Origin of the sequence: Pseudomonas wadenswilerensis (genome assembly GCF_024749185.1) — a bacterium.
In the GTDB taxonomy this organism is placed as follows: Bacteria; Pseudomonadota; Gammaproteobacteria; order Pseudomonadales; family Pseudomonadaceae; genus Aquipseudomonas; species Aquipseudomonas wadenswilerensis.
On sequence record NZ_CP087191.1, the window covers coordinates 988,606 to 1,005,059 of the forward strand.

Sequence of the window (16,454 nt, forward strand, 5' to 3'; positions counted from 1 at the left end):
GAGTAACAATTGAGAAGAATTGCTATTTGTGCTGAATTTACAATCTTTACATTTTGTAACTGGCGGTTTTTTCCTGCTGAAACGTCCCACCCGCCGAAAGGGCTTGTAGAGAGCCAATGGGAATCAATACCATTGGCATCCTTTCACCTTCAGGTGCCCGAGCCATGCTGCTACCTATTACCGGCCTGTTTTCCACCGAGGAGGTTCAGCGCATTCGTGAGGCGCTGGAGCAAACCGAATGGGCCGACGGCAAGATCACCGCGGGTTACCAGTCGGCCAAGGCCAAGCACAACTTGCAGTTGCCGGAAGGCCATCCGCTGGCCAAGGAGATTGGCACGGCCTTGATCGAACGTCTGTGGCAGCACCCGCAGTTCATGTCGGCGGCCTTGCCGCACAAAGTCTTTCCACCGCTGATCAACTGTTACCGAGAGGGTGGCAATTTCGGCTTCCATATCGACAACGCCCTGCGCCAGCCCCGCGGCAGCCAGGAGCGAGTGCGTACCGACCTGTCGTCGACGCTGTTCCTGAGCAACCCCGAGGACTACGACGGCGGTGAACTGGTGATCCAGGACACCTACGGCGTGCAACAGGTGAAACTGGCGGCGGGGGATCTGGTGCTGTACCCGGGAACCAGCCTGCACAAGGTCAACCCGGTGACCCGTGGCGCGCGCTATGCCGCATTCTTCTGGACCCAGAGCCTGGTGCGCGAGGACAGTCAGCGCGCGTTGCTGTTCGAGATGGATAACGCCATCCAGCAACTGGGCGCCGATGTACCCGATCACCCGGCACTGATCCAGCTGACCGGCACCTACCACAACCTGTTGCGCCGCTGGATCGAGGTCTGAGCCATGACCTTCGCTTTGCGCAACCGCCAGGAACTGGACAGCGAACAGTTCGCCCAGATGCTCGAACACAGCCCGGGCAAAGCTGCCCAGGCATTGCTGGCCGCCGCAGGGCAGGACATCGTCGAGGCGCAGTTGCTGCTCGGGCAGATCCTTCTCGACGGGCGTGGCATCGAGAAAGACCCGGCCCTGGCCCGGCGCTGGTTTGCCATCGCCGCCAACCGTGGCAGCGCCATGGCGCACAACATGCTCGGGCGTTGCCTGGAGCATGGCTGGGGTGGCGATGCTGATGTCGTCAGGGCCGCGCAACATTATCGTCAGGCTGCGCAGGCCGGGTTGGACTGGGGGATGTACAACCTGGCCAACTTGCTGGCTACCGGGCGTGGCGTAGTGCAGGACCATGAAGGCGCATTCGCGCTGTATCTGCAGGCTAGCGACGCGGGGCATGCCAAGTCGATGAACCTGTTGGGGCGATACCTGGAGCAGGGGCTCGTCTGTCGTGTCGATCACGTACTGGCGAACCAGTGGTATCAGCGCTCTGCGCAAGCCGGGGATTTTCGCGGGCAGTTCAGCTACGCGGGCGTGCTGGCTGAAGCCGGCGATATCGACGGTGCGCTGTACTGGCTGGAACAGGCGTTGCTGGCGGGCAATGCCAACTTCTTGCGGGCCAGTGTGCCGAGCCTTGAGCAGGCAATGCAGCCGCGCCTGCGGGCAATGGCGCAGCCGTATGCACAGCGCCTGGCACAACTGGACGGAGTGCATGCTTGATGACTGCGGGTTTCCCCTTGGAGGGCGACGCTTGCCGCCGCCCTCGTTCAGGCGTTACAGGTAGTAGGCTTTCAACGGCGGGAAGCCGTTGAATTCCACCGCGCTGTAGCTGGTGGTGTAGGCACCGGTCGACAGCCAGTACAGGCGGTCGCCGATCGCCAGGTTCAGCGGCAGGCCGTACTTGTAGTGCTCATACATGATGTCGGCGCTGTCGCAGGTGGGGCCTGCGATCACCACTTCTTCCATCTCGCCTTTCTTCTCGGTCCAGATCGGGAACTTGATGGACTCGTCCATGGTTTCGATCAGGCCGGAGAACTTGCCCACGTCGGTGTATACCCAGCGCTCGACGGCGGTACGCGATTTACGCGCCACCAGCACCACTTCACTGACCAGGATGCCGGCGTTGGCGATCAGCGAACGGCCTGGCTCGAGGATGATTTCCGGCAGGTCGTCACCGAAGTCTTCCTTGAGGAAGCGGATGATCTCTTCGGCATAGGTTTCCAGGCTGTTGGTACGGGTGATGTAGTTGGCCGGGAAGCCGCCACCCATGTTGATCAGCTTGAGTTCGATGCCGTCTTCTTCTTTCAGGCGCTCGAAGATCACCTTAACCTTGGCAATCGCCGCGTCCCAGACGCTGATGTCGCGCTGTTGCGAGCCAACGTGGAACGACACGCCGTAAGGCACCAGGCCCAGGTCGCGGGCGAGGATCAGCAGGTCCATGGCCATGTCGGTCTGGCAGCCGAACTTGCGCGACAGTGGCCAGTCGGCGGTGGTCGAGCCTTCAGTGAGGATGCGCACATAGACTTTCGAACCCGGCGCGGCCTTGGCGATGTTGCGCAGGTCGGCTTCGGAGTCGGTGGCGTACAGGCGCACGCCCTTCTCGTAGAAGTAGCGAATGTCCTTGGATTTCTTGATGGTGTTGCCGTAGCTGATGCGATCGGCGCTGACACCGCGGCCCATCACTTTGTCCAGCTCGTAGATCGAGGCGATGTCGAAGCTCGAGCCCTTTTCCTTGAGCAGGTCGATGATCTCCACGGCCGGGTTGGCCTTGACCGCGTAGTAGACCTTGGCGAATTCGAAACCGGCGCGCAGGTCATCATAGGCCTGGCTGATCATCTGGGTGTCGATGAGCACGAACGGGGTTTCTTGCTTGTCGGCGAAGGCCTTCATTTTCTGGAAGGTATCGCGCGCGAAGTAGTCTTCGACCTGAATCGACATGCTTAGGGACTCCATGGGCAAACTGAAAAAATAAGTGGCTGCAACTGAACGTCCTCCGTATCCCCACTTTGGTTCGCCTACTTCCCAAGGCATGTCGCCGAAAGCAAAAAGGTCAACCGTGCGTGATAAAGCGAGCTACGGGTGACCTTGCTGTCTCGTCGTCAGTACTTGAGCCGGATGGATCGTTTCCAGCATGGACGTTCGGCGCGAACTTTAGGACCTGAGGGGCTCGAGATCAACAAAAAATGTCGCGTTTTTGCACACGTCCGTCGCCCCGGGGCGGCCAGCCACTTTGTTACCGACCCAGGTAAACAGTAGATGTTCAATTTGATGGCAAAAGCGTTAAAAATACCGGTATACGCCGGGATCTACCGTAGAACACGCAAATGGATGCAATAGTCGAAGTTGGTGGCGAAAGTGCGGTAAATATCGGTCATTTGGGGGCGCAGCGACGCTCAAGCGCAGCGTGCGATTAATCGGCGGCCGTTCATATTTTTTTCCGCCCTGACAGCCGGTCGGCTACACACTTTTTCGCGGATTTTTTTCCTGTCCGGCGCTTCGTCGGCCGCGGTGATCTTCGATTGCCGGTCTTAATAAGAAACATTACTATTCGCGCCATTCCTACTCGCCTGTGAAGACCGGTGCATCGTGTCGCGACACAAAGGCTTTCTCGACCACTACCATGAGCTGATCGGTACCTGGACGCGCAAACTGCGCAGTCGTCAGCAGGCCGAAGACCTGGCGCATGATGCATTTGTGCGGGTACTGGAAAGCGACCAGGCCGGGGTCGAGCAACCGCGGGCTTATCTGCACCAGACTGCGCGCAACATTGCCGTGGACGGCTACCGTCGCGAAGACCGTCGCCAGGCCCTGGAGCAGGATGCTTTCGAGCTCGGCAGTGATGCCAGCGGCGATCCGGAGGCCTACATGAATGCCGTGGAACTGGCCGACAGCGTCGAGCGTGCCCTGGCCGAGTTGCCCCTCAACTGCCGGCGGGTGTTCATCTGGCAGAAGCTCGAAGGCCTGACCCAGGCCGAGATCGCCGAGCGCATGGGCTTGACCAAGAACATGGTCGAAAAGTATATGATCCGCACGCTCCGGCATCTGCGTGAGCACCTGGATGTGTCGACGAGATGAGTCAGGCGAATGTTTTCATGAATCAGCACGCGTGCCCTTGCGGCAGCGAAACCGTGCGCGAGCAGGCGGCCCAATGGTTTGCCCGCAGCCGTGATGGCGCCCTGGCGCTGGCGCAACAGGGTGAGCTGCAGCGCTGGCTGGCCGAGCACCCGCAGCACCAATACGAATTCGATCTGCTCGGCACGCTCTGGGACGCTGCCGGGCACGTGCCGCGTGCGCGTCTTGAGGCCCTGTGCCAGGCCGATCCGGTCAGCCAGTTGCCGCGTCGGCGCTTCATCAGTCAGGCATTGGCGGCCGGTGTTGCGAGCCTGGCGCTGGGTTTGGGCTGGTTTGGCTGGCAGCAGCACCAGCTCAATTATCAGGACCAGGTGCAGACGGCCCTGGGCGAACGTCGTCAGCTCGACTTGCCGGATGGCTCACAGCTTGAAGTCAACGGTCGAACGCAACTGGTCGTACAGTTCAGCGCCGGTCAGCGGCGTATCGAATTGCGTGAGGGCGAGGTGATGTTCAGCGTCGCCCACGACAGCGGGCGGCCTTTCATGGTCAGCACCGGGCATGGCACGGTGACGGTCACCGGTACTCGCTTCGATGTTCGCCAGGACCCGGAACAAACCCGCGTGGCGGTCGAAAACGGCTCGGTGCGGGTTGAAGGCCGTGATGCCTCCAGGGCTCTGCTGACCGCCGGGTTCGGTTCGCATATCGATGCCCGCGGCCAGGTGGCGGCGCCCTACGCGGTGGACGCCGCAGCAGTGACCGCCTGGCGCAAGGGCAAGCTGGTGTTCAACGATGTACCCCTCAGCGAAGTGGTCAAGGACGTTTCGCGCTACCGTGAGCTGCCCCTGCGTGTTGCCCCCGGCAAAGTCGCCGCGCTGCGCTTGAGCAGCACCTTCAATGCCGACGATACCGACGCCTTGCTGCGGGCGTTGCCGAGCATCCTGCCGGTGACCATCAAGGCCCATGCCGACGGCTCCAGCGAAATAATCGCAAAATAAATTCAGGTTTTTTTTCAGTTGTTCGTCTTCCTGCCCAACTGCAACTGCCAAGCATTTCCATTTGCACGGCATTGACATCTGTACGGACCCTCAGGACCTCTCGACGACGTGAACAACAACAACGTTTCCCCGCGTTCTTCCCGCTGGTTGCCCCTGGCCCTGGCACTGGCTGTCAGCGGCGGTATCGCCAGCGGCCATGCCGCCCCGGCGCCTGCCAGCATCCAGATCCAGGCCCAGCCGCTGGCTTCGGCGTTGAGCCAGCTGGGCCAGCAGACTTCGCTGCAACTGTTCTTCAGCCCCGAGCTGGTGGCGGGCAAGCAGGCGCCAGCGGTCTCCGGCAACCTGCAACCGGAAGAGGCGCTGCGGGCGTTGCTTGAGGGCAGCGGCCTGATCTACGAAATTTCCCAGGGCACCGTCGTCCTGCACCCGGCGCAGACTGCCGGGACCTTGACTACCGGCAGCCTGGAGCTGGCACCCACCGACGTCAAGGTCGTCGGTGACTGGCTTGGCAGCGCCGAAGAAACCGTGGTCCATAACCATCCCGGCGCACGTACCGTGGTGCGCCGCGAAGCGATGATCGAGCAGGGCGCATTGAACGTACGCGACGTGCTGCGCGGTGTGCCGGGGGTCCAGGTGCAGGACTCCAACGGCACCGGCGGCAGCGACATCGCCTTGAACGTCGGCGTGCGTGGCCTGACCTCGCGGTTGTCGCCACGCTCCACGGTGTTGATCGACGGCATCCCGGCAGCCTTCGCGCCTTACGGCCAGCCCCAACTGTCGATGGCGCCGATCTCCTCTGGCAACCTCGACAGCATCGACGTGGTGCGTGGCGCAGGTTCCGTGCGCTATGGTCCGCAGAACGTCGGCGGGGTGATCAACTTCGTCACCCGGGCGATCCCGGAAAAGGCCACCGGTGAGCTGTCGACCACGATGGAAACCTCCCGCCATGGCGGCTGGAAGCACATCGAGTCGGCTTTTCTCGGCGGCACTGCCGATAACGGCCTGGGCGCGGCGCTGCTGTACTCCGGGGTCAATGGCAATGGCTATCGCAGCAGCAACAACGATAACGATATCGATGACGTGTTGCTCAAGACCCATTGGGCGGTCACCGACAGCGACGAGTTCTGGCTCAATTTTCATTACTACGACGCCAAGGCCGACATGCCCGGCGGCCTGACCCAGGCCCAGTTCGACGACGACCCGTACCAGTCCGACCGCGATTACGATACGTTCAGCGGCCGACGCAAGGACGTATCCTTCAAGTACCTGCGCCAGATCGACGACGTCACCCAGTTCGAAGTGCAGACCTACTACACCGACAGTTTCCGTGGCAGCAGCATCGCTGCCCGCGACCAGAAGACCCTGTCGTCGTACCCGCGCAGCTACCACACCTTCGCCATCGAGCCACGGGTTTCACGGATCTTCTTCGCCGGCCCGACCACTCAGGAAGTCAGCGTCGGTTATCGCTACCTGAAAGAAGCGATGCACGAGCAGTCGACCCGCCTGGCGCTGATCAACAACGTGCCGACCGTGACCCCGACCTCCGACGGCCATGTGTTCCAGGACCGTACCGGCGGTACCGAAGCCAGCGCTTACTACATCGATGACAAGATCGATGTCGGCAACTGGACCATCACCCCGGGTATCCGCTTCGAGCACATCAACACCGACTGGCACGAGCGCCCGGTGCGCGGTACCAACGGCGTGCCCGTGCAGGAAAAGAACCGCAGCGTGACCAGCAACGAGCCGCTGCCGGCGCTGAGCGTGATGTATCACCTGTCTGATGAGTGGAAGCTGTTCGCCAACTACGAGACCTCGTTCGGCAGCCTGCAGTACTTCCAGCTCGGCCAGGGTGGCAGCGGCGACCAGACCGCCAACGGCCTGCAGGCCGAGAAAGCCAAGACCTATGAAGTGGGGACCCGCTACAACAACGGTACCTGGGGTGGTGAGCTGACCGCGTTCTACATCGACTTCGATGACGAGCTGCAGTACATCAGCAACGACATCGGCTGGACCAACCTCGGGGCGACCAAGCACCAGGGCATCGAAGCCTCGATGCACTACGACCTGTCGGGCCTTGATCCGCGTCTGCAGGGCCTGAGTGCCAATGCTGGCTTCACCTACACCCGTGCCACCTATGAAGGCGAGATCCCCGGCTTCAAGGGCCGTGACCTGCCGTTTTATTCGCGGCAAATCGTCAATGCCGGGCTGCGCTATGAGATCAATCGCTGGACCTGGAACCTGGATGCCTACGCCCAATCGAAACAGCGCGCACCGGGGACCGGCATGAATGCCGACGGCAGCTTCAACGGCAACTACATCACCGAGCCGAGTGCCGATGGCCAGTACGGCGACATTCCGGGCTACGTGACCTGGGCCGCGCGCGGCGGCTATGACTTTGGCAAGGAACTGTCGAACCTCAAGCTCGCGGCCGGGGTGAAGAACATCTTCGACAAGCAGTACTACACCCGCTCCAGCGACAACAACTCGGGGATCTACCTGGGTGAGCCGCGCACCTTCTATGTGCAGGCCAGTGTAGGCTTCTGAGGCCTGATCGCGGGGCAAGCCCGCTCCCACATGTAGGAGCGGGCTTGCCCCGCGATGCGTTTCAGCGTCAGGCCAGCGCTTGTGCCGGCGAGACAATGCAGGTCTTGCCCCCACGCGAACGCCCCGAACTCAGGTAGGCGGCGATCGATTCCTGGGTCACCTCGCCGAGGAACACCTGCTCGGCATCCAGCACCGGCAACCACGAGCGATTGAACTCGTACATCCGTGACAGCAGGATGCGCAGGTGCTCATCGTGCGACGCGGTGGCGTTGAAGGTGCGCAGAAAATCGGTGCAGCTGCCTTGCTGGCGATGCAGGTCGCGGCGGCGCACATAGCCCATGGCCTTGTTCTGCCCGTCGGTGACTACCAGGTAGCGACGGTCATGTTCGTCCATCAGCTCCAGGGCATCGGCCACCGGTGTTTCCGGGCTTACCGACGGCGCGTTGTCGGCGGCGTCTTCGGCACGCACCAGCAACAGGCGCTTGAGGGTGCTGTCCTGGCCAACGAAGTTGCTGACAAAGTCGTCCGCAGGATGGGCCAGCAGGGTGTCCGGGTGGTCGATCTGGATCAGCTTGCCGGCGCGGAAAATCGCAATCTTGTCACCCAGCTTGATCGCCTCGTCGATGTCGTGGCTGACCATGATCACGGTCTTGTTCAACGCCCGTTGCATCTCGAAGAATTCGTTCTGGATCATCTCGCGGTTGATCGGGTCGACCGCACCGAACGGCTCGTCCATCAGCAGCAATGGCGCATCAGCGGCAAGGGCGCGGATCACACCGATGCGCTGTTGCTGGCCACCGGACAACTCACGCGGGTAGCGTTGCAGGTACTGCTTGGGTTCGAGCTTGATCATGCTCATCAGCTCGCGGGCGCGCTCGTGGCATTTCTGCTTGTCCCAGCCGAGCAGGCGCGGGACCACGGTGATGTTCTCCTCGATGGTCATGTTGGGGAACAGGCCGATCTGCTGGATCACATAGCCGATGCGCCGGCGCAGGGTCACTTCATCCAGGCCGGTGGTGTCTTCGCCATTGATCAGCACCTTGCCCGAGGTGGGCGCGATCAGGCGGTTGATCATTTTCAGCGTAGTGCTCTTGCCGCAGCCGGACGGGCCGAGGAACACGCAGATCTCGCCTTCGTTGACGGTCAGGCTGACGGAGTCGACGGCTTTGACGTCTTTGCCGTTGGCGTGAAAGGTCTTGCTGAGGTTCTGGAGTTCGATCATTTGCGCAGTCCTTTTGGAGTCAGGGAGCGTTGCAGGGCTTGCAGCATGAGGTCGGCGAAGATGGCCAGGAGGCTCACCAGTACGGCGCCGACCAGCAGCATCGACATGTCGCTGCGGCTGATGGAGGTGAGGATGAGCACGCCCAGGCCACCGGCACCGATGGTTGCGGCGATGGTCATGACGCCGATGTTCATGACCACGGCGGTGCGTACGCCAGCGAGGATCACCGGCACGGCGATGGGTAGCTCGACCATGCGCAGGCGCTGGCCGAAGGTCATGCCGATGCCACGGGCGGCTTCACGAATGCCCGGCTCGACGTTGGTCAGGGCCAGGTAGGTGTTGCGCAGAATCGGCAACAGCGAATAGAGAAATACCGCCGTGATCGCCGGCAACGGCCCCAGGCCCTGGCCGAACTTGGAGTAGAACGGCAGCAGCAGGCCGAACAGGGCGATCGAGGGGATGGTCAGCAGCACCGTGGCGCTGGCCTGTAACGGGCCTGCGAGCGCCGGGAAGCGGGTCATGAGGATGCCCAGCGGAACGCCGAACAGAATCGCCAGGCTGACGGCGATACCGACCAGGGTGATGTGCTGCCAGGTCAGGTGCAGTACCTGGGCCCAGTCGAGGTGGGTAAAGGTATCGAGCATGTTATGGCTGCTCCTGTGCAGGTGGGTGCTGGCGCAGGTACTCGGCGGCGACTTTGCCCGGGCTCTGGTGCTCGACATCGACCTTGGCGTTGAGCTGGCGCATGGTCTCGTCGTCGAGCTGTTCGGCCAGTGGCTTGAGCAGGCTGGCCAGTTGCGGATTGGCGTCGAGTACGGCCTTGCGCACCACCGGCGCCGCGGTGTAGTCGGGGAAGTAGTGCTTGTCGTCTTCCAGCAGCTTGAGGTCAAAGGCGCTCAGGCGGCCGTCGGTGGTGTACACCAGGCCGCTGAACACCTGGCCGTTGCGCAGCGCGGTGTAGACCAGGCCGGCGTCCATCTGGCGGATGTCGCGGCGGGTCAGTTGCAGGTCGTAGGTTTCGGTCAGGCCCACCAGGCCATCGGGACGGTTGGCGAACTCGGTGTCCAGGGCCACCACGTGGGGGCGGTCCTTCTCGTCGCGCAGCAGCTGGTTCAGTTCGCTGATGCTGTTGATCTGCGGGTACTGCTCGGCAACCTTGCGTGGCAGGGCCAGGGCGTAGGTATTGCTGAACTTCGACGGCGTCAGCCAGATCAGGTCTTTCTTCGCATCCAGTTCCTTGACCCTGGCGTAGGTGGCTGCGGCGCTGGGCATGCGTTCGTCGACATGGTTGTAGGACACCAGCGATACACCGGTGTATTCCCAGACCATGTCCAGCTGGCCGGTTTCGTGGGCGCTGCGGGCAAGGTTGCTGCCCAGCCCGCCGGTGATGCGAACGTCGAAGCCGTTCTGGTTGAGGTACTGGGCGGTGATTTCAGCCAGCACCGTCTGCTCGGTGAAGACCCGCGCACCGAGGCGGATCACAGGTTTGCTGGCGGCCTGGGCAAATCCTGCGAACAGCAGGGCCGCGCCCAGCAACAAGGCGATTCTTTTCATGAGAGTTCCTTCGCTTAGTGGGCCAGGCCGCGTTCAAGCCAACGGCGGCTGGACTGCGCCACCAGGGCGTCGAGCAGCAGGGCGAGCAGGGCGGTACAGGCCGCGCCAAGCAGCAGTTGCGGCTGATTGTTCAGGGCAATGCCGGGGAAGATCAGGCTGCCCAGGCTATTGGCGCCAATCAGGAACGACAGCGGCGCAGTCCCGACGTTGATCGCCAGCGCCACCCGTACACCGCCGACGATGATCGGCACGGCGTTGGGCAGCTCGACCCGCCAGAGGGTCTGGCGCGGGGTCATGCCGATGCCGGTGGCGGCTTCCTTGAGCGAGGCGGGAACGTTTTTCAGGCCTTCGTAGGTGTTGCGCACGATCGGCAGGAGGGAGGCGAGGAACAGCGCGAAGATCGCGGGACCGGCGCCAATGCCCAGGAAACTCAGGGCAATGGCCAGAACGGCCAGAGGGGGGATGGTGTTGCCAATGTTGAAAAACTGCATGAAGCGTTCGGCGCGGTCGACCCGGTGCGGTCGACTCAAGGCAATCCCAGCGGGTATGCCCACGGCTAACGCCGCCACCATCGACAGCAACACCAGCATCAGGTGCGCTTGCAGGTAGAACCACAGATCGGCGCGGTAGTGCGCGATCGTATCGATGCCGATCCAGTGGATCAGCAGGGCCAGGATGACGAGCACGAAGGCACATCCCATCAGCCCCTTGCCATAGCTTTTAGCCACAGGCGGACTCCTTTTGTTGTCGGCGAACACACTCCCGTGGCGGCCACCATTCCAGGCGGCAGGCAGTGTGATCGCGATAAGCAGCGCGTTGTCCGAAAACGGAGCGGAACACGCCATAAGCGAAGCCTCGTCAGGCTCGTAGTGCCGGTGAAACCAACCCTGACGAACGGTCATGACCGATTGCGGATCAGGGGAGTGGACGCCTCCACAGCCGTAAAGGTTCCCATCTGAAGCGGCATTTGGCCAGCGCTGATTAACCCAACGGTTCAGTTCGGGGGCAAATTTGGGCTATAATCTGCGCCCTTTTTTTGAATCACCTGCCAGGCGATTTCCCATGACCAACCAGGCCGCCGAAGTCGCGAAACGCCGCACCTTCGCCATTATTTCCCACCCCGATGCGGGTAAGACCACCATCACCGAAAAGCTCCTGCTGATGGGCAAGGCAATTGCCGTCGCCGGTACGGTGAAATCGCGAAAGTCCGACCGCCATGCCACCTCCGACTGGATGGAAATGGAGAAGCAGCGTGGTATCTCCATCACCACCTCGGTGATGCAGTTCCCCTATCGCGAGCACATGATCAACCTGCTCGACACCCCGGGCCACGAAGACTTCTCGGAAGATACCTACCGTACCCTCACCGCCGTCGACTCGGCGCTGATGGTGCTCGACGGCGGTAAAGGGGTCGAGCCACGGACCATCGCCCTGATGGACGTCTGCCGCCTGCGTGATACGCCGATCGTCAGCTTCATCAACAAACTTGACCGTGACATCCGCGACCCGATCGAACTGCTCGATGAAATTGAAGCGGTCCTGAAGATCAAGGCCGCACCAATCACCTGGCCGATCGGTTGCTACCGCGATTTCAAGGGCGTGTACCACCTGGCGGGCGACTACATCATCGTCTACACCCCGGGCCACGGCCACGAGCGCACCGAGGTGAAGATCATCGAGAAGCTCGACTCCGATGAAGCCCGCGCCCACCTTGGCGACGAGTACGAGCGCTTCCTCGAGCAGCTGGAACTGGTGCAGGGCGCCTGCCACGAATTCGACCAGGGCGAATTCATGCGTGGCGAGCTGACTCCGGTGTTCTTCGGTACCGCGCTGGGCAACTTCGGTGTCGACCACGTGCTCGATGCCGTCGTCGACTGGGCGCCACGTCCGCTGCCGCGCGAGGCCAACGAGCGCGCCGTCGAGCCGACCGAAGAGAAGTTCAGCGGTTTCGTGTTCAAGATCCAGGCGAACATGGACCCCAAGCACCGCGACCGTATCGCCTTCATGCGTATCTGCTCGGGCCGTTACGAAAAAGGCATGAAAATGCGCCACGTGCGCACCGGCAAGGACCTGCGCATCGGCGATGCGTTGACCTTCTTCTCCTCCGAGCGTGAGCAGCTGGAAGAGGCCTGGGCCGGCGACATCATCGGCCTGCACAACCACGGCACCATCCAGATCGGCGATACTTTCACCGAAGGCGAGGCCCTGGGCTTTACCGGTATTCCGCACTTCGCTCCGGAACTGTTCCGCCGCGTGCGCCTGAAAGACCCGCTCAAGTCCAAGCAACTGCGCCAGGGCTTGCAGCAACTGGCTGAAGAGGGCGCGACCCAGGTGTTCTTCCCGGAGCGCAGCAACGACATCATCCTCGGCGCCGTCGGTGTGCTGCAGTTCGATGTGGTCGCCAGCCGCCTGAAGGAAGAGTACAAGGTCGAGTGTGCCTACGAGCCCATCACCGTCTGGTCGGCGCGCTGGATCAGCTGCGACGACAAGAAGAAGCTCGAGGAATTCAAGAACAAGGCCGTGGAAAACCTGGCCATCGACGGCGGTGGTCACCTGACCTACCTGGCTCCGACCCGGGTCAACCTGGCGCTGATGGAAGAGCGCTGGCCGGATGTGAAGTTCCGCGCGACCCGCGAGCATCACTGATTGTCATACCCCGCCGCCTTCGGTGCGGCGGGGTTGCCTCCCTCATGGGTGCAGTTCTGCGCCTAACCGGTAGATCAGCAATGCCAGGCTGTCGGCATTGGACAGCATGATCTGCGCGCGTTTTTCGCTGTCATTCAAGAACACCTGGCGGGCCTGGTTGAGGTCCCGGGTGCCGGTGATCTTGATCGGTTGCCGATGCCTTGCGTAACCAGAGCGGTGCATGGGCAGCAACAGCCTGCGCCTTGGCCCGCTCCCGCAGGCTACCCAGGACCCCGGCAATCTCGTCACGTTCGCTGTAGTAGCGGTTGAGCGCTTTGACCACATTGCCCGGCAGCCGGGCAGCGATGGCCCGGTCGTACGGCGCCAGAACCTGTGTCTGGCGTGACGGCAGCGGAGCGGGTGCAAACGAGATGTCGAGGCGTTCGGCCAGGCCACTGATCAGGGGCAGCAGTTGCTGCTGGTAGTTGCGGCTCAGATGTTCGTCGCGGATCAATTCCTGTTGCAGTATGAAACGGTCCCGGTGGTAAAAGGCAACCGGGGGCCGATCCCCGCGGCAATCGCTGGAGATTGCCGCGGGCAAGCAGGACAGGGGTGTTACTTATATCAATTGCCGGCCTTGATGCTGGTCCAGATCCGGGTGCGGATACGGTCGATCTTCGCCGGCATCGCTTCCAGGGCGTAGAGCTTGCCGAGCATCTCGTCGCTCGGATAGATCATGGTATTGGCCTTGAGCGCGGGGTCGACCAAGGGGTCGGCCTTGAGGTTGCCGTTGGCGTATTGCACATGGTTGCTGATGTTGGCCATCACCTCAGGCTGCAGCAGGTAGTTCATGTAGGCGTAGCCGGCTTTTTCGTCCGGGGCGTCGGCCGGCATGGCGACCATGTCGAACCACATCGGCGCGCCTTCCTTGGGGATCGAGTAGCCGACCTTCACGCCGTTGTTGGCTTCTTCGGCCCGGTTCCTGGCCTGCAGCACGTCGCCGGAGAAGCCCACTACCACGCAGATGTCGCCGTTGGCCAGGTCAGCGGTGTACTTGGAGGAGTGGAAGTAGCTGATATACGGGCGCACCTTCATCAGCAGTTCCTTGGCCTTGTCGTAATCCTTCGGCTGCTGGCTGTGGTGCGGCAAACCCAGGTAGTTGAGGGCGATGGGCAGCAGTTCCGGGCCGTTGTCGAGCACCGCCACGCCGCAGCTTTTCAGCTTGCTGATGTACTCGGGCTTGAAGATCAGGTCCCAGGAATCCACCGGGGCATTGTCGCCCAGCACCGCCTTGACCTTGTCGATGTTGTAGCCGATCCCGGTACTGCCCCACAGGTAGGGGAAGCCGTACTGGTTGCCCGGGTCGTTGACCTCCAGGGCCTTGAGCAGCACCGGGTTGAGGTTTTTCCAGTTGGGCAGCTGGCTTTTGTCCAGTTGCTTGAGCGCCTTGCCCTGGATCTGCCGGGCCATGAAGTGGTTGGACGGGAACACCACGTCATAGCCGGAGTTGCCGGTCATCAGCTTGCCGTCGAGGGTTTCGTTGCTGTCGAACACGTCGTAGGTCGGCACGATGCCGCTGGCCTGCTGGAAGTTCTTCAGGGTGTCGGGGGCAATGTAGCTGGACCAGTTGTAGATTTTCACCGTATCGGCCGCCTGGGCGATGGAGGCGGCCAGCAATAGTGGTGCGAAGAGCAATGGGCGCATGTCTGGATTCCTTGCTTGGTCTGTTTTTTATCGAAGGAGGCAGGCGATCAAATGATCAGAAAATCAGCACGTAGGTCTTGCGCACGGTCTCCTGGATATCCCAGATGCCGGTGCTGTTGGCCGGCAGCAGGATGGCGTCGCCGGCTTCAATGGTCAGCGGTTCGCCGCCGTCAGGGGTGAAGGTGCAGCGGCCCTTGATGAAGTGGCAGAACTCCTGCTGGACGATCTGCCGGCGCCAGCGTCCCGGGGTGCATTCCCAGATGCCGGTTTCGACGCCATCGCTGCGCTCGACGCAGGTCACCGAGGCGATCGAGACCGGCTCGCCGAGCGGCACGGCCACCGGGTTGGATTCGTCCAGGGTGACGCTGTCGGTGTTCTTGAACTGGGTAATGCTCATACCGGTGAGTCCTGTGCAGGGGGATCGAAAAATCAGCGCATGAAACCTTCCATGAAGTCCGCCACGCCGCTGGCCAGGCGTCGGCGCCAGGGGGCGCTGGACGGGTTGGCGAGGGTCTGGTCTTCATGGACGAAACTCTTGATGATCGCGTTGTAGCCCAGCCAGCGGCAGGGTTCCGGCTCCCAGCCGGGCAGGCTGTGCAGGGCACGGTCGTGGCTGGCCCAGGGTTGTTCGGTGAGCACGCCGCGCCGCTCAAGAATCAGATCGGCCAGGGTGCGTCCACCGAGGTTGCTGGCGCCAACGCCTTCGCCGCCGTAGCCGCCGGCCAGGGCAATGCTCTGTTTGCGGTCGCAGAACATGTGCGGTGCAAAGCGCCGGGCCATGCCCAGGTTGCCGCCCCAGGCGTGGGTGATGTTGACGTTCTTCAGTTGCGGGAACAGTTCGCCGAACAGGTAGCGGCGCAGCTCGATTTCGCTGCTGGTGAGGTCGAAGTTCTCGCGCAGGCGTCCGCCGAATCGGTACCCCCCGCGCGCGCCAAACACCAGGCGGTTGTCAGCGCTGCGCTGGCCGTAAGTCACCTGGCGGCTGTTCTCGCTGAAAGCCTGGCCACGGTTGAGGCCGATCTGATCCCAGATCTGTTCGGGCAGCGGCTCGGTGGCCACCAGCAGGCTTTGTACCGGCAATTGATAACGGCCCAGTGGCGGCAGGTTGACCGAGTAGCCCTCGACCGCCGGTACCAGCCACTGGCATTTGACCCGCGCTTGCAGGGTACGTACTTCGCCAGCGCGCCATTGGGTGACGGGGCTGTTCTCATAGAGTTTCACCCCCATGGCCTCTACCGTGCGGGCCAGGCCACGCACCAGTTTGGCCGGCTGGATGGTGGCGACGTTGGGATTGAAGATTGCGCCATAAGGGCGGCTGATGCGCAGCTCTGGCGCCAGCTCGCTGGGGCTAAGCCAGCGGTAGTCGGCTTCGGTCAGGCCCTGTTTGTAGAGTTTGTTCAGGTACGCGCGCAGGCTGGTTTCCTGCTCGGGGTAGCGCGCTGCGCAATACAGCACGCCACCTTTGCGGTAGTCGCAGTCGATGCCTTCGCGTTCGAGCACCTGGGCAACTTCATCGGGGATGCCGTGCAGCAGGTCGTAGGCGGCGCGCCGCTGTTCGGGCGTGCAGCCGGCGAGCAGGCGGTCTTCGCCCAGCAGGTTGCCCATCAGCCAGCCGCCATTGCGCCCGGAGGCACCAAAGCCTGCAATCTGCGCTTCGACGATGGCGATGTTCAGCTGCGGCGCCAGGCGCTTGAGGTAGTAGGCGGTCCACAAGCCGGTATAGCCAGCGCCGATGATGCAGACGTCGACGTCCAGGTCCTGTTGCAGCGCCGGGCGGGCGCTCAACGGCTCATCGAGTTGGTCCATCCACAGGCTGATACTGCGCCATGCCAGCATTGTTCGGCT

The 16,454-nt window shown here is 62.2% G+C and carries 15 protein-coding genes; 6 read left to right on the forward strand and 9 right to left on the reverse strand.

Features of this window, described 5'->3' with window-relative positions; translation table 11 throughout:
• Window positions 1-164 precede the first annotated feature (164 nt).
• Window positions 165-845: a Fe2+-dependent dioxygenase gene (locus LOY45_RS04515; protein ID WP_115088629.1), complete on the forward strand. Its 681-nt coding sequence runs from the start codon at window positions 165-167 to the stop codon at window positions 843-845.
• A gap of 3 nt (window positions 846-848) precedes the next feature.
• Window positions 849-1,610 (forward strand): tetratricopeptide repeat protein, encoded by a 762-nt coding sequence (locus LOY45_RS04520; RefSeq protein WP_115088628.1) that lies wholly within the window; start codon window positions 849-851, stop codon window positions 1,608-1,610.
• A gap of 54 nt (window positions 1,611-1,664) precedes the next feature.
• Here the strand turns inward: LOY45_RS04520 and LOY45_RS04525 are convergent, their stop codons facing one another.
• Entirely contained in the window at window positions 1,665-2,828 is a 1,164-nt protein-coding gene (locus LOY45_RS04525) for a type III PLP-dependent enzyme (protein ID WP_036993923.1), read from the reverse strand.
• Window positions 2,829-3,476: 648 nt separating this feature from the next.
• On the opposite strand from LOY45_RS04525, the gene LOY45_RS04530 reads away from it, so the two are divergent.
• From LOY45_RS04530 to LOY45_RS04540, 3 genes are all read left to right on the forward strand, one after another.
• On the forward strand, window positions 3,477-3,965 hold the full coding sequence (locus LOY45_RS04530) for a sigma-70 family RNA polymerase sigma factor (RefSeq protein ID WP_115088627.1): 489 nt from the start codon (window positions 3,477-3,479) through the stop codon (window positions 3,963-3,965).
• Between the two features lie 17 nt (window positions 3,966-3,982).
• Window positions 3,983-4,957, forward strand: coding sequence for a FecR family protein (locus LOY45_RS04535; protein ID WP_115088626.1), 975 nt, complete (start codon window positions 3,983-3,985; stop codon window positions 4,955-4,957).
• Between the two features lie 108 nt (window positions 4,958-5,065).
• A complete protein-coding gene (locus LOY45_RS04540; RefSeq protein WP_134064197.1) occupies window positions 5,066-7,504 on the forward strand; it encodes a TonB-dependent siderophore receptor in 2,439 nt (812 codons plus the stop codon).
• Between the two features lie 67 nt (window positions 7,505-7,571).
• Here LOY45_RS04540 and LOY45_RS04545 read toward each other — a convergent pair whose 3' ends face one another.
• Genes LOY45_RS04545 through LOY45_RS04560 form a run of 4 tightly spaced genes read right to left on the reverse strand, consistent with a single transcriptional unit; the run spans window position 7,572 to window position 11,008 of the window.
• The gene (locus tag LOY45_RS04545; RefSeq protein WP_115088624.1) at window positions 7,572-8,726 is read right to left on the reverse strand and encodes an osmoprotectant ABC transporter ATP-binding protein OsmV; all 1,155 of its coding nucleotides are present in this window, start codon (window positions 8,724-8,726) and stop codon (window positions 7,572-7,574) included.
• Entirely contained in the window at window positions 8,723-9,370 is a 648-nt protein-coding gene (locus LOY45_RS04550) for an ABC transporter permease (RefSeq protein ID WP_115088623.1), read from the reverse strand. The genes LOY45_RS04545 and LOY45_RS04550 overlap by 4 nt, the downstream gene beginning before the upstream one ends.
• Before the next feature lies 1 nt (window position 9,371).
• On the reverse strand, window positions 9,372-10,280 hold the full coding sequence (locus LOY45_RS04555; RefSeq protein WP_115088622.1) for a glycine betaine ABC transporter substrate-binding protein: 909 nt from the start codon (window positions 10,278-10,280) through the stop codon (window positions 9,372-9,374).
• A 14-nt stretch (window positions 10,281-10,294) separates the two neighbouring features.
• Window positions 10,295-11,008 (reverse strand): ABC transporter permease, encoded by a 714-nt coding sequence (locus LOY45_RS04560; RefSeq protein ID WP_115088621.1) that lies wholly within the window; start codon window positions 11,006-11,008, stop codon window positions 10,295-10,297.
• A 334-nt stretch (window positions 11,009-11,342) separates the two neighbouring features.
• On the opposite strand from LOY45_RS04560, the gene LOY45_RS04565 reads away from it, so the two are divergent.
• Complete coding sequence (locus tag LOY45_RS04565; RefSeq protein WP_010223431.1) at window positions 11,343-12,926, forward strand: peptide chain release factor 3; 1,584 nt, start codon at window positions 11,343-11,345, stop codon at window positions 12,924-12,926.
• 130 nt (window positions 12,927-13,056) lie between these two features.
• Here the strand turns inward: LOY45_RS04565 and LOY45_RS04570 are convergent, their stop codons facing one another.
• The 4 genes from LOY45_RS04570 to LOY45_RS04585 form a co-directional block, all read right to left on the reverse strand.
• Window positions 13,057-13,419 (reverse strand): hypothetical protein, encoded by a 363-nt coding sequence (locus LOY45_RS04570; protein ID WP_258578805.1) that lies wholly within the window; start codon window positions 13,417-13,419, stop codon window positions 13,057-13,059.
• 110 nt (window positions 13,420-13,529) lie between these two features.
• The gene (locus LOY45_RS04575; protein ID WP_115088619.1) at window positions 13,530-14,609 is read right to left on the reverse strand and encodes a polyamine ABC transporter substrate-binding protein; all 1,080 of its coding nucleotides are present in this window, start codon (window positions 14,607-14,609) and stop codon (window positions 13,530-13,532) included.
• A gap of 55 nt (window positions 14,610-14,664) precedes the next feature.
• Complete coding sequence (locus tag LOY45_RS04580) at window positions 14,665-15,006, reverse strand: cupin domain-containing protein (protein ID WP_115088618.1); 342 nt, start codon at window positions 15,004-15,006, stop codon at window positions 14,665-14,667.
• A gap of 32 nt (window positions 15,007-15,038) precedes the next feature.
• Window positions 15,039-16,445, reverse strand: a complete 1,407-nt coding sequence (locus tag LOY45_RS04585; protein WP_258578806.1) for an NAD(P)/FAD-dependent oxidoreductase — start codon at window positions 16,443-16,445, stop codon at window positions 15,039-15,041.
• Between the last annotated feature and the right edge of the window lie 9 nt (window positions 16,446-16,454).

Bases quoted from the DNA above. Each gene is read 5' to 3' on its own strand.
- LOY45_RS04535 (WP_115088626.1), top strand. From the start codon at position 3,983: ATGAATCAGCACGCGTGCCCTTGCGGCAGCGAAACCGTGCGCGAGCAG.
- LOY45_RS04525 (WP_036993923.1), bottom strand. From the start codon at position 2,828: ATGTCGATTCAGGTCGAAGACTACTTCGCGCGCGATACCTTCCAGAAA.
- LOY45_RS04565 (WP_010223431.1), top strand. From the start codon at position 11,343: ATGACCAACCAGGCCGCCGAAGTCGCGAAACGCCGCACCTTCGCCATT.
- LOY45_RS04515 (WP_115088629.1), top strand. From the start codon at position 165: ATGCTGCTACCTATTACCGGCCTGTTTTCCACCGAGGAGGTTCAGCGC.
- LOY45_RS04575 (WP_115088619.1), bottom strand. From the start codon at position 14,609: ATGCGCCCATTGCTCTTCGCACCACTATTGCTGGCCGCCTCCATCGCC.
- LOY45_RS04520 (WP_115088628.1), top strand. From the start codon at position 849: ATGACCTTCGCTTTGCGCAACCGCCAGGAACTGGACAGCGAACAGTTC.
- LOY45_RS04545 (WP_115088624.1), bottom strand. From the start codon at position 8,726: ATGATCGAACTCCAGAACCTCAGCAAGACCTTTCACGCCAACGGCAAA.
- LOY45_RS04555 (WP_115088622.1), bottom strand. From the start codon at position 10,280: ATGAAAAGAATCGCCTTGTTGCTGGGCGCGGCCCTGCTGTTCGCAGGA.
- LOY45_RS04550 (WP_115088623.1), bottom strand. From the start codon at position 9,370: ATGCTCGATACCTTTACCCACCTCGACTGGGCCCAGGTACTGCACCTG.
- LOY45_RS04585 (WP_258578806.1), bottom strand. From the start codon at position 16,445: ATGCTGGCATGGCGCAGTATCAGCCTGTGGATGGACCAACTCGATGAG.
- LOY45_RS04580 (WP_115088618.1), bottom strand. From the start codon at position 15,006: ATGAGCATTACCCAGTTCAAGAACACCGACAGCGTCACCCTGGACGAA.